The organism is Streptomyces tricolor (assembly GCF_002155905.1).
Taxonomy (GTDB): domain Bacteria; phylum Actinomycetota; class Actinomycetes; order Streptomycetales; family Streptomycetaceae; genus Streptomyces; species Streptomyces tricolor.
Genome location: NZ_MUMF01000428.1, coordinates 1 through 11,195 on the forward strand (window position 1 = coordinate 1; position 11,195 = coordinate 11,195).

The 11,195-nt window shown below is 69.5% G+C and carries 11 protein-coding genes and 1 riboswitch; of the genes, 1 reads left to right on the plus strand and 10 read right to left on the minus strand.

Going from position 1 to position 11,195, the window contains the following annotated elements; all coding sequences use genetic code 11:
- The 7 genes from CCN44_RS28260 to ctaE form a co-directional block, all read right to left on the minus strand.
- Window positions 1–834, minus strand: an 834-nt coding sequence (locus tag CCN44_RS28260; protein WP_143649997.1) for a serine/threonine-protein kinase, incomplete at its 3' end; no start/stop codon positions are given.
- Between the two features lie 143 nt (window positions 835–977).
- Window positions 978–2,339: an aminotransferase class V-fold PLP-dependent enzyme gene (locus tag CCN44_RS28265; RefSeq protein WP_059248883.1), complete on the minus strand. Its 1,362-nt coding sequence runs from the start codon at window positions 2,337–2,339 to the stop codon at window positions 978–980.
- A 147-nt stretch (window positions 2,340–2,486) separates the two neighbouring features.
- Window positions 2,487–2,603: riboswitch (SAM riboswitch) on the minus strand.
- 73 nt (window positions 2,604–2,676) lie between these two features.
- On the minus strand, window positions 2,677–3,741 hold the full coding sequence (gene trpD, locus CCN44_RS28270) for an anthranilate phosphoribosyltransferase (protein WP_059254931.1): 1,065 nt from the start codon (window positions 3,739–3,741) through the stop codon (window positions 2,677–2,679).
- Window positions 3,742–3,864: 123 nt separating this feature from the next.
- A complete protein-coding gene (gene qcrB, locus CCN44_RS28275) occupies window positions 3,865–5,499 on the minus strand; it encodes a cytochrome bc1 complex cytochrome b subunit (protein WP_059248884.1) in 1,635 nt (544 codons plus the stop codon).
- Complete coding sequence (gene qcrA, locus CCN44_RS28280; protein ID WP_059248885.1) at window positions 5,496–6,554, minus strand: cytochrome bc1 complex Rieske iron-sulfur subunit; 1,059 nt, start codon at window positions 6,552–6,554, stop codon at window positions 5,496–5,498. The genes qcrB and qcrA overlap by 4 nt, the downstream gene beginning before the upstream one ends.
- The gene (gene qcrC, locus CCN44_RS28285; RefSeq protein ID WP_059248886.1) at window positions 6,551–7,363 is read right to left on the minus strand and encodes a cytochrome bc1 complex diheme cytochrome c subunit; all 813 of its coding nucleotides are present in this window, start codon (window positions 7,361–7,363) and stop codon (window positions 6,551–6,553) included. The genes qcrA and qcrC overlap by 4 nt, the downstream gene beginning before the upstream one ends.
- A gap of 62 nt (window positions 7,364–7,425) precedes the next feature.
- Window positions 7,426–8,046, minus strand: a complete 621-nt coding sequence (gene ctaE, locus CCN44_RS28290; protein WP_059248887.1) for an aa3-type cytochrome oxidase subunit III — start codon at window positions 8,044–8,046, stop codon at window positions 7,426–7,428.
- 166 nt (window positions 8,047–8,212) lie between these two features.
- Between ctaE and CCN44_RS28295 the strand changes: the two genes are divergently transcribed.
- The gene (locus CCN44_RS28295) at window positions 8,213–8,614 is read left to right on the plus strand and encodes a response regulator (RefSeq protein WP_059248888.1); all 402 of its coding nucleotides are present in this window, start codon (window positions 8,213–8,215) and stop codon (window positions 8,612–8,614) included.
- 107 nt (window positions 8,615–8,721) lie between these two features.
- On the opposite strand, the gene CCN44_RS28300 is transcribed toward CCN44_RS28295, so the two are convergent.
- The 3 genes from CCN44_RS28300 to CCN44_RS28310 all read right to left on the minus strand — a co-directional run.
- Window positions 8,722–9,984 carry a L,D-transpeptidase gene (locus tag CCN44_RS28300; protein WP_059248889.1) on the minus strand — a complete coding sequence of 421 codons (1,263 nt, stop codon included), beginning with the start codon at window positions 9,982–9,984 and terminating at the stop codon, window positions 8,722–8,724.
- A gap of 158 nt (window positions 9,985–10,142) precedes the next feature.
- Window positions 10,143–10,541, minus strand: a complete 399-nt coding sequence (locus CCN44_RS28305) for a cytochrome c oxidase subunit 4 (RefSeq protein WP_059248890.1) — start codon at window positions 10,539–10,541, stop codon at window positions 10,143–10,145.
- The coding region (locus CCN44_RS28310; protein ID WP_208639854.1) for a cytochrome c oxidase subunit I at window positions 10,538–11,195 on the minus strand (658 nt) is incomplete at its 5' end. The genes CCN44_RS28305 and CCN44_RS28310, both read right to left, overlap by 4 nt.

Here is an 11,195-nt window from a genome sequence, read left to right on the forward strand (position 1 = left end):
GCGGGCGGCGGTGCGCAGGGTCTTCGGGGTGAAGCCGGCGCTCGCCACCACCTCGGCCGGTTCCGGGCGTTCCAGCGGGTCCTCGCGCAGACAGGACGCCACCAGCGGGCGGATGCCCTCCGGCACGCCGGACAGGTCGAAGTCGCGGGTCAGGATGCGCAGCAGGACCACCGAGTCCTGCCCCTCGCCGAAGGGCTCCCGGCCGGCCGCCGCGTAGGCGAGGACCGCGCCGAGGGAGAAGACGTCGCTCGGCGGGCCGACCTGGCCGCCGTTGCGGATCTGCTCCGGCGAGACGTACCCGACCGAGCCGACCACCGCGCCGGTGCGGGTCAGCGCGGTGGCCTCCAGGGCCCGGACGATCCCGAAGTCGATGACCCGGGGCCCGTCCGGGCCGAGCAGGATGTTCGACGGCTTCAGGTCGCGGTGGACCAGTCCCTTGGCATGGATGGCGGCCAGCGCCTCGCCGAGCGCGGCGGCGAGGATCCGGACCGCGGGCCCGGGCAGCGCGCCGTGGTCCAGGACGGCGTCCCGCAGATTCGGGCCGGAGACGAACTCCGTCGCCATCCACGGCCGTTCGGCCTCCGTGTCGGCGTCCACCACCCGCGCGGTGTACGTGCCGGCGCCGCCCACGGTCCGGGCGGCGCGGACCTCGTGGCGGAAGCGGGCGCGGAAGGTGCGGTCCTCGGCGTGCTCGGCCCGTACGACCTTCACCGCCAGGCGCAGGCCGGTACGGGAGCGGGCGAGGTAGACCTCGCCCATGCCGCCGGCCCCGAGTCGGTGCGTGACGTCGTACGGGCCGATGCGGCGCGGATCGGTGGCGCGCAGCGCGTGCACTCCGTGCTCCCCCCGGTCTAGCTGTTGCCGGAGGGAGTGTATGCGGCGCCGCGGGGCCGGTGGGCCACACCGGTCTCCTCCGGATGCGGAGGTACGGCGCGTGCGGCCCCGCGCCCCTCAGGACGCCGCCGCCGACGCCGGCTTCAGACGGCCGGGACGCAGCGGCCCTCCTCCGTGCGGTACTGCCACTTCGCGCCCTCGGCCACCAGTTCCTTCACCGCGTCGACGAAGCGCTGCACGTGCTCGTCGGGGGTGCCCGCGCCGAAGCTGACCCGGATGGCGTTGAGGGACTTCTCGCCCGGGGCGGCCTCGGGGGCACCGCACTCGCCCTGGGTCTGCGGGTCGCTGCCGAGCAGGGTGCGGACCAGGGGGTGGGCGCAGAAGAGGCCGTCGCGGACGCCGATGCCGTACTCGGCGGAGAGGGCGGCGGCGAAGTGGGAGCTGTTCCAGCCCTCGACGACGAAGGAGAGGACGCCGACCCGGGGGGCGTCGTCGCCGAACAGGGAGAGGATCCTCACCTCGGGGACCTCGGCGAGACCCTCGCGGACCGTGCGGACGAGGTGCTGTTCGCGGGCGACCAGGGTGTCCCAGCCCGCCTCCGTCAGGGCCTTGCAGGCCGACGCGATGGCGTAGGCGCCGATGACGTTCGGGGAGCCGGCCTCGTGCCGCGCCGCGGTCTCGTGCCACTCGACGGCCACGCCGCCGTCCTCGCGCCGGGTGACCTTGCGGCTGGCGCCGCCGCCCGCGAGGTACGGCTCGGCGGCCCGCAGCCAGTCGGCGCGGCCGGCCAGCACGCCGGAGCCGAAGGGGGCGTACAGCTTGTGGCCGGAGAAGGCGACCCAGTCGACGTCGAGATCGGCGACGGACACCGGGTGGTGCGGGGCCAGTTGGGCGGCGTCCAGGACGATGCGGGCGCCGTGGGCGTGCGCGGCGGCGGCCAGTTCGCGCACCGGCCACAGCTCGCCGGTGACGTTGGAGGCGCCGGTGACGCAGACCAGGGCCGGGCCGTAGGGGTCGCGGTCGGCGAGGGCCCGCTCCAGGGTCTCCACGGCCTGCTGCGGGGTGCGCGGGGCGTTGAGGTAGGTGACCCGGGCGTCCTGCCAGGGCAGCAGGGAGGCGTGGTGCTCGGTCTCGAAGACGAAGACCTGGCAGTCGGCCGGGATCGCGCGGGCGAGGAGGTTGAGGGAGTCCGTGGTCGAGCGGGTGAAGATCACCTGGTCGCCGGCCCGGCAGTCGAGGAAGTCGGCGACCGTCCTGCGGGCGTTCTCGAACAGGTCGGTGGAGAGCTGGGAGAGGTAGCCGGCGCCGCGGTGGACGCTGCCGTAGTACGGGGCATAGGCGGCGACGTCGTCCCAGACGCGCTGGAGGGCGGGGGCGCTGGCCGCGTAGTCCAGCGCGGCGTAGGTGACCTCGCCGCCGGTGACCAGCGGGACGGTGACATCTCGCCCCAGAACGGCCAGAGGGGTGCAAACGGACTGGTCGGAGGCAGCGGTGGAGACAGACATGGCGGAACTCCCGTGACAGGAAGGCGAAGAAGAGAGAAAGGGGTGTGCGGAAGCGGGGCTCTGCGGCCCTAACGCATTCGCTTGCTCACGGGAGACTCCCTCGAACGACCAGGACCCCTGGCCCCACACTGTGAGAAGCGTGCGAGGGGTCCGCGCTTGCCGTGCACCTTGCTGTGCACGGCCTGGTCTTCACCCGGGGCACCCCGCCACGGACGGAGGGTTGCCGGACAGTCGGCCGGGGCCTCATGACTGTCACTCATGACCTGGTACAGGAACGTACGCGAGATGATCGCCGTCCCGCAACCCGTGTCCGGATCGCGGGACGGCACCCGGCGGGCTAGGCGTTGCTGACGGCCACCCAGCGGTCCAGGGTGCGCTTGGCCGCGCCCGAGTCGATGGACTCCGCGGCCTTCGCCATGCCCGCGCGGAGCTGCTCGGTGAGCGGCGCGTCCGTCGGCTGGAGGGCCACCAGCGCCGCCGCCGAGTTCAGCAGGACGGCGTCCCGTACGGCGCCCTTCTCGCCGTCCAGCAGCCGGCGGGCGACCTCCGCGTTGTAGGAGGCGTCGGCGCCGCGCAGGGCGTCCACGGGGACGAGGTCGATGCCGACCTCCCGCGGGTCGAAGGTCTCCTCGGTGACCTTGCCGTCCCGGACCACCCACACCCGGGAGGGGGCGGTGACGGTCAGCTCGTCCAGGCCGTCGTCGCCGCGGAAGACCAGCGCGGAGTTGCCCCGCTCGGCGAGCACACCGGCGACGATCGGCGCCATCCGGGGATCCGCCACCCCGACGGCCTGCGCCCGCACCCGCGCCGGGTTGGTCAGCGGGCCCAGCACGTTGAAGGTGGTCCGGATGCCCAACTGGGAGCGGGCCGGGGCCACATGGCGCAGGGACGGGTGGAACCGGACCGCGAAGCAGATGGTGATGCCGGCTTCCTCGGCGACCTCGGCGACCCGCCGCGGGGTCAGGTTCAGATTGATCCCGAGCTTCTCCAGGACGTCGGAGGAGCCGGAGGCGGAGGACGCGGCGCGGTTGCCGTGCTTGACGACCTTCGCGCCCGTGCCGGCCACGACGATCGCGGACATCGTGGAGATGTTCACCGTCTTGGCGCCGTCGCCGCCGGTGCCGACGATGTCCACGGCGGGGCCGGGCACCTCGATCACGTTCGCGTGCGCGTACATGGTCCGGACGAGTCCGGTGATCTCCTGGACCGTCTCGCCCTTGGCCCGCAGCGCCACCATGAAGGCGGCGATCTGCGCGTCGGTCGCCTCCCCGCGCATGATCAGGTCCATCGCCCAGGCGGTGTCGTCGGCGGACAGGTCCCGGCCGTCCAGCAGACCGTTCAGCAGGGCGGGCCAGGAGCGGCCCGCCGCGGTGTCGCCTCCAGCGGGGGTCACAGCGCTCATCAGCCGCTCCTCGTACAGATTCCTGCTCACGTCGTACACCACCCTATCCAGCCGGACGGCACGGCGAAGGGCCCCGTCCGTAACCCGGACGGGGCCCTTCAGCGTGGCGTGGCGACGCGGGGATCAGTGGTGGCCGTGGCCGCTCGTGATCTCCTTGTACTCCTCGACGGTCGGCTTCGGGATCTGGTTGTCCTCGCCGTAGTAGGCGTTGGAGAGCTTCACGCGCAGCTTCTCCGAGGCCTTCACCTTGCGCTCGACACCGTTCTCGTCGACCGTCGGACCGATCTCGGCCGGCCGGTACTGCTCGTGCGCGGTGAGCGTGTGCAGCTGCTCCTGGCTGAGCGGCTCGTGCACCTCGATGAACTCACCGTGCGGCAGCCGCTTGATGATGCCGGTCTCGCGACCGTGCAGCACCTTGTCGCGGTCGCGGCGCTGCAGGCCGAGGCAGATCCGCTTGGTGACGATGAACGCGATGACCGGTCCGGCGAAGAAGAAGATCCGGACGAACCAGGTGACCGCGTTGATCGACAGGTGGAAGTGGGTGGCGATGAGGTCGTTGCCACCGCCCACCAGGCCGATCATGTAGACCGTCACCCAGGCGACACCGAACGCGGTACGGGTCGGGGCGTTGCGCGGGCGGTCCAGGATGTGGTGCTCGCGCTTGTCACCGGTGACCCAGGCCTCGATGAACGGGTAGACCGCGATCGCCGCCAGGACGAGACCGAAGAGCACCAGCGGGATGAACACGCCCAGGACGAGCGTGTGACCCCAGAAGTTGATCTCCCAGCCCGGCATGTAGCGGACGAGACCCTCGGCGAAGCCCATGTACCAGTCGGGCTGGGCGCCGGTGGACACCTGGTCCGGACGGTAGGGGCCCATGGCCCAGATCGGGTTGATCTGCGCCACCGCCGAGATGGCCGCGATGACACCGAAGACCAGGAAGAAGAAGCCTCCGGCCTTGGCCATGTACACCGGCAGCAGCGGCATGCCGACGACGTTCTTCTCGGACTTGCCGGGACCCGCGAACTGCGTGTGCTTGTGGTAGAAGACCAGGATCAGGTGCGCCACCATCAGGCCGAGCATGATGCCCGGCAGCAGCAGGATGTGGACCGAGTAGAACCGGGCGACGAAGTCGTGGCCGGGGAACTCGCCGCCGAACAGGAACATCGAGATGTACGTGCCGACGATCGGCACGGACAGGATCGCGCCCTGGGTGAAGCGGACACCGGTGCCGGAGAGCAGGTCGTCCGGGAGCGAGTAACCGGTGAAGCCGGTGAACATGCCGAGGACGAACAGCAGGAAGCCGAACAGCCAGTTGATCTCACGCGGCTTGCGGAACGCGCCGGTGAAGAACACGCGCATCATGTGCACGAACATGCCGGCGAGGAAGATCAGCGCGGCCCAGTGGTGGATCTGCCGGATGAGCAGACCACCGCGCACGTCGAAGGAGATGTGCAGGGTCGAGCTGAACGCCTCGGACATCAGCTGTCCCTGGAGCGGGACGTACGAGCCGTGGTACTCCACCTCGTTCATCGACGGGTGGAAGAACAGCGTCAGATAGACACCCGTCAGGATGATGATGATGAAGCTGTACATGCACACTTCGCCCAACATGAACGACCAGTGGTCGGGGAAGATCTTGCGCATGTTGGCCTTGGCCAGGGAGTAGATCCCGAGCCGGCCGTCGGCCCAGTCGGCGATCCGCTCGCCGGCCGGTGCCTTCCCGCGAGAGCGGTTCTCGTTGTCTGAAGTGCTCATCCGCGCTCCCAGAATGCAGGACCGACGGGCTCCTCGAAGTCGCCGAGCGCCTGGAGGTAACCCTCACTGTCCACGCCGATGCGCAGCTGCGGCAGGGCGTGGCCGGCGGGGCCGAAGATCACTCGGGCACCGTCGGAGAGGTCGAAGGTGGACTGGTGGCACGGGCACAGCACGTGGTGCGTCTGCTGCTCGTACAGCGAGATCGGGCAACCCACGTGGGTGCAGATCTTCGAGTACGCGACGATGCCCTCGTGCGACCACTCCAGCTCGCGCTTGTCCTTGATGTTGCCCGGCTGGATCCGGACGATCATCAGGGCCGCCTTGGCGATCTCGTTCTGGAACTCCTCGTCGTGCTCCTCCAGGCCGTCCGGCTTGGCGAAGGTGAGGGAGCCCACGGCGACGTCCTCGGGACGCAGCGGCTGGTTGGTGTTCATGTTGACCAGGCGCATGCCCTTGGCCCACATGGTGTGGCGGAGCTTGGTCCCCGGCGCCGGGCCGAGACCACCGAGCAGCATGACGCCGGACAGCGGCACGAAGGCCAGCGCGCCGAACATGGTGTTGCGGATCAGCTTGCGGCGGCCGAGCGCCGACTCCTTGGCGCCCTGGCGGAAGTCCGCGTGCACCTTCGCCCGGACCTCGGGGGAGGCCTCGATCGGGTGACGGTCGTCGGCGACCTCCACGTCGGACATCAGGGTGCGGGCCCAGTGGACCGCGCCCGCGCCGATGCAGAACAGCGCCACGCCCAGGGTCAGACCGAGCGCGAGGTTCATCGCGCTGACGTGCCCGATCGGGAAGACGTAGATCGACTTGTCGGTCGGGACGGCCAGGTACGCGACGATGAAGCCGATGGTGGCCAGCATCGACACCGTGAACAGCAGGGCGACCACACGCTCGGACCGCTTGGCGGCCCGCTCGTCGATGTCCTGGATCCGGTGCTCGTGCGGCGGCAGCCCCGGGTCGGCGAACGGGTTCTCCTCGTCCGCGACCCCTACCGCGCCGTGTGCGTGGTCCTGCTCAGCGGGCAGGTTCTCTTCTGGAATGTCTTGGCTACTCATGACTTCTTGGCCTTTGCGGTCCGAGCGGCGACCCAGACGGCGACCGCGATCAGCGCGCCGAGGCCGAAGATCCAGGCGAACAGACCCTCGCTGACCGGCCCGAGGCCGCCCAGCTCCATACCGCCGGGGTTCTCGGTCTCATCGCCGTTGACCGCGTTCAGGTACGCGATGATGTCCTTCTTGTTCTTCTCCGACATCGTGGTGTCGGGGAAGGACGGCATGTTCTGCGGGCCCGTCTGCATGGCCTCGTAGATGTGCTTGGGAGCGACACCCTCGAGGCTCGGCGCGTACTTGCCCTTGGTCAGGGCACCGCCCTTGCCGGTGAAGTTGTGGCACTGCGCGCAGTTGGTGCGGAACAGCTCGCCACCCTTGGCGATGTCCGCGCCCTCGGGACCGTACTGCTGCTTGGTGGGCACGCTCGGGCCGGCGCCCAGCGAGGCGACGTACGCGGCAAGCTGGTCGATCTGGGCCTGCGTGTAGATGGGCTTCTTGCGCGGAGCCTGGGCGCCCTGCGAGGTGGCGGCGGGCATACGGCCGGTGCCGACCTGGAAGTCGACAGCGGCGGCACCCACGCCGACGAGGCTCGGGCCGTCGGAGGAGCCCTGGCCACCGGTGCCGTGGCAGCTGGCGCAGCCGACCTCGTAGAGCTTCTTGCCCTCCTTGATGGTCAGGGACTGGGAGGTTTCATCGGCCTGCGCCTTGCCCGCGGGCGCGAACGCGGCGTACAGCCCCCCAGTGGCCGCCAGCGCGAGGAGTAGGACGACGACCGCCGCCAGCGGATGGCGTCGTCGTGCGGAGAGCTTTTTCACGGATTACCCCGGTGTCAGGATCTTCTGCGTCGGTGCTTCTGGATGTGCGGGAGCGGTCCCCGCTACTTGATCAGGTAGATCGTGGCGAAGAGGCCGATCCAGACGACATCGACGAAGTGCCAGTAGTAGGACACGACGATGGCGGCGGTCGCCTGCTCGTGGGTGAACCTCTTGGCCATGTAGGTGCGGCCGAGGACCAGCAGGAAGGCGATGAGGCCGCCCGTCACGTGCAGGCCGTGGAAGCCGGTGGTCAGGTAGAACACCGAGCCGTACGGGTCGGAGGACAGCGAGATGCCGTCCTTCTTCACCAGCTCCGTGTACTCGTAGATCTGACCGCCGATGAAGATGGCACCCATGATGAAGGTGATGATGAACCAGCCACGGAGCTTCTTCACATCGCCGCGCTCGGCGGCGAACACGCCGAGCTGGCAGGTGAGGGAGGAGAGCACCAGGATCGTGGTGTTCGTCGCGGAGAAGGGCACGTTCAGTGCGTGCGCCTGCTCCTTCCAGTGATCCGGTCCGGTCACCGACCGGAGGGTGAAGTACATCGCGAAGAGGGCCGCGAAGAACATCAGCTCGGAACTCAGCCAGATGATGGTTCCGACGCTGGTGAGGTTCGGCCGGTTGACCGACGGGTGCGCGTGCCCGGTTTCTACTGTCGTTGCTGTCGCCACGACCGACATTATGTCGGTCGCTTATCTCGCGCTCACTCCGGGGGGTGCCGTTCGGAGTGTTGCCACCCGCCGGACCGGTGTTGACGTGGTGTTCATCGGGGCGACGACGGGAGTAACATCCGCCCGAACGGGCCTGCCCGTCCTGTCCGTACGACGCTGACGTCTCGGAGGAACAATGCAGCCGACCGCCACGGTGCTGGTCTACAGCGACGACTCCAACACCCGCGAGCAAGTACGGCTGGCCGCCGGGCGCCGGCCGGCTCCGGACGTCCCCCTGGTGGAGTTCGTGGAGTGCGCGACGCCGGACGCGGTGCTGCGGGAACTGGACAAGGGCGGCATCGACGTGTGCGTGCTCGACGGCGAGGCCGTGCCGATGGGCGGTATGGGGGTGTGCCGGCAGATCAAGGACGAGGTGTTCGGCTGCCCGCCGGTGCTGCTGCTGATGGGCCGGCCCCAGGACGCCTGGCTGGCCACGTGGAGCCGGGCCGACGCCGCGGTGACCCTGCCGGTGGATCCGGTGGAGTTCGCCTCCGCCCTGGCTTCTCTGCTGCGCCGGCGGCGGCTGGTGGGCGCCTAGCAGCTCGGGGCGCGGGGTGCCCGGGCGAGTGCGGACCGGTGGTCTCCTCCCGCGCCCGCGCGGCGGCAGCCGCACGGAGGGCACAGCCCCGCGCCCCTTCGGGACGCTCACAGGGCCGCTGGCTGGATCCTCAGGGCGTCCGACGGCGCCGGGCCCTCCGGTCTGCCGTTGAACAGGGCGCTGCCCTCGCGCCACTTCTGCCAGTCGACGTTCCAGTCGCCGAAGCCGTTGCCGAAGGGCTCCATGTCGTCGCCGTTGGAGTTGACGACGCTGACGAGGTCTCCCTCGCGGACGGTCTCGAAGAACCACTCGGCGTTGGACGTGCTCATACCGGTGCAGCCGTGGCTGACGTTGGCGTAGCCCTGGGAGCCCACGGACCAGGGGGCGGCGTGCACGTACTCGCCGGACCAGGTGACGCGGGTGGCGTAGTAGACCGGCAGGTCGTAGTCGTCGGCGCTGCCCTCGGCGATACCGACCGTGGTGCCGCGCATGCGTACGAAGTACTGCTTGGCCAGGACGACCTTGACACCGTTGCGGGTCTCGAAGCCGGCCTTGCCCGTCGTGACGGGGATCTGGTTGATCTCCTGGCCGTTCTTGAAGACCGTCATCTGGTGCGTGGCGGCGTCGGTGACGGCCTCGATGCGGTCGCCCGTGGTGATGGTCAGCGGCTTGGACACGGTGCCCCACAGCCGGTCGCCGATCTTGACGCCGTCCAGGTTGCTGCGCACCTCGATGGTGGCGTGGACGGGCCAGTACTCCTTGGGACGGTAGTGGAGTTCCTTGTTGTCCACCCAGTGCCAGGCGCCCGCGACGGCCGGCGTGGACTCCACCCGCAGGGCGCGTTCCACGATGGCGCGCTGCGCCTTGTCCTTGATCTCGTGGTCGAGTTGGGCCGTGATCGGCTGCCCGACGCCGTAGGTGCCCTTCTCCGGCCCGAACGTGACGTTCAGGCGCTTCTTGCTGGCGGGCTTGCTGGTGTCGAACGTGAGGACCTTGCGGCCGGGCGCGCCGTCCTCGTCCTCGGTGCTCACCGTGACCGTGTAGTGGGCGTTGGCGGCCAGCGGTGAGGTGCTGTGCCAGCGGCTGCCGTCGGCGGCGAGTTCACCCGCCACGTAGCGCCCTGTGGAGTCCTGGGCGGTGACGTCCGTGATCCGGCCCTCACCGCTGTTGGCGGTGACCTCCAGGGGCTTGTCCGGGTCGGCCCGCTTCCCCGCTTCGGTGGGGCCGTTGAAGGAGATCAGGCCCGCTGCGTCGTACGGCCTGGCCGACAGGGGGTTGCCGTCCGAACCGCAAGCGGTGACGCCCGCGCCGAGGGCGGTCACCAGCAGCGTGCAGCTGACGACGGTGCGGGTCCGCGGAGTGTGGTTCATATGATCACGCTATGAGCTGGAGAGCGTACCGGCGCGGCAGGTAACTCGTACGAGGGAACGACATTGCGGCAAAGGCAGGACCCGCCGAAGCGCCGCAAAAGCCGGAAGCCCGGACCCTCCTGATGGAGGATCCGGGCTCCCGGCGCGTTCCGCGTGTCCTACTGGGTGCGGTTCTCACCGTGGTAGTACTCGAACACCCAACCGAACAGACCGATCAGGATGAACGGGGCGGAGAAGTACATCAGCCACCAGCCGACCGCGATGCTGAGGAAGGCGATCGCGCCGCCGAATCCCAGCATGAGCGGCTGCCAGCTGTGCGGGCTGAAGAAGCCCAGCTCGCCCGCGTCGTCCGCGACGTCCGCCTCCTTGTCGTCCTGGGCGCCCGCGTCGACCCGCCGGGCGGTGAAGCCCAGGTAGAAGCCGATCATGACGGCCAGGCCGAAGGCCAGGAAGAGAGCGGTGGTTCCGGCCGGCTCCTTCGACCACACGCCATACACGATGGCCATGATCAGGATGAAGACGCTCAGCCAGATGAACATCCGACCCTGGATCTTCACTTGCCGGCCTCCTTGCTGCCCGCGATGGCGGTGCCGTGACCGGCGTGCTCGAGCTGCTCGAGCGCGGCGATCTCAGGGTGGTGCAGGTCGAACGCCGGGGATTCGCTGCGGATCCGCGGCAGGGTGAGGAAGTTGTGCCGCGGCGGCGGGCAGGAGGTCGCCCACTCCAGCGAGCGGCCGTAGCCCCACGGGTCGTCCACGCCGACCGGCTTGCCGTACTTCGCCGTCTTCCACACGTTGTAGAGGAACGGCAGGATCGACAGGCCGAGCAGGAAGGAGCTGATGGTCGACACCGTGTTCAGCGCGGTGAAGCCGTCGGCGTCCAGGTAGTCGGCGTACCGGCGCGGCATGCCCTCGGCGCCCAGCCAGTGCTGGACCAGGAAGGTGCCGTGGAAGCCGATGAACAGCGTCCAGAAGGTGATCTTGCCGAGACGCTCGTCCAGCATCTTGCCGGTCCACTTCGGCCACCAGAAGTGGAAGCCGGAGAACATCGCGAAGACGACCGTACCGAAGACCACGTAGTGGAAGTGGGCCACCACGAAGTACGAGTCGGAGACGTGGAAGTCCATGGGCGGCGAGGCCAGGATGACACCGGTCAGACCACCGAACGTGAAGGTGATCAGGAAGCCGGTCGCCCAGAGCATCGGCGTCTCG

What these genes read in the sequence shown, in the direction of transcription:
- CCN44_RS28265 (WP_059248883.1), bottom strand. Translation starts at nt 2,339, where the DNA reads ATGTCTGTCTCCACCGCTGCCTCCGACCAGTCCGTTTGCACCCCTCTG.
- trpD (WP_059254931.1), bottom strand. Translation starts at nt 3,741, where the DNA reads ATGAGCGCTGTGACCCCCGCTGGAGGCGACACCGCGGCGGGCCGCTCC.
- qcrB (WP_059248884.1), bottom strand. Translation starts at nt 5,499, where the DNA reads ATGAGCACTTCAGACAACGAGAACCGCTCTCGCGGGAAGGCACCGGCC.
- qcrA (WP_059248885.1), bottom strand. Translation starts at nt 6,554, where the DNA reads ATGAGTAGCCAAGACATTCCAGAAGAGAACCTGCCCGCTGAGCAGGAC.
- ctaE (WP_059248887.1), bottom strand. Translation starts at nt 8,046, where the DNA reads ATGTCGGTCGTGGCGACAGCAACGACAGTAGAAACCGGGCACGCGCAC.
- CCN44_RS28295 (WP_059248888.1), top strand. Translation starts at nt 8,213, where the DNA reads ATGCAGCCGACCGCCACGGTGCTGGTCTACAGCGACGACTCCAACACC.
- CCN44_RS28300 (WP_059248889.1), bottom strand. Translation starts at nt 9,984, where the DNA reads ATGAACCACACTCCGCGGACCCGCACCGTCGTCAGCTGCACGCTGCTG.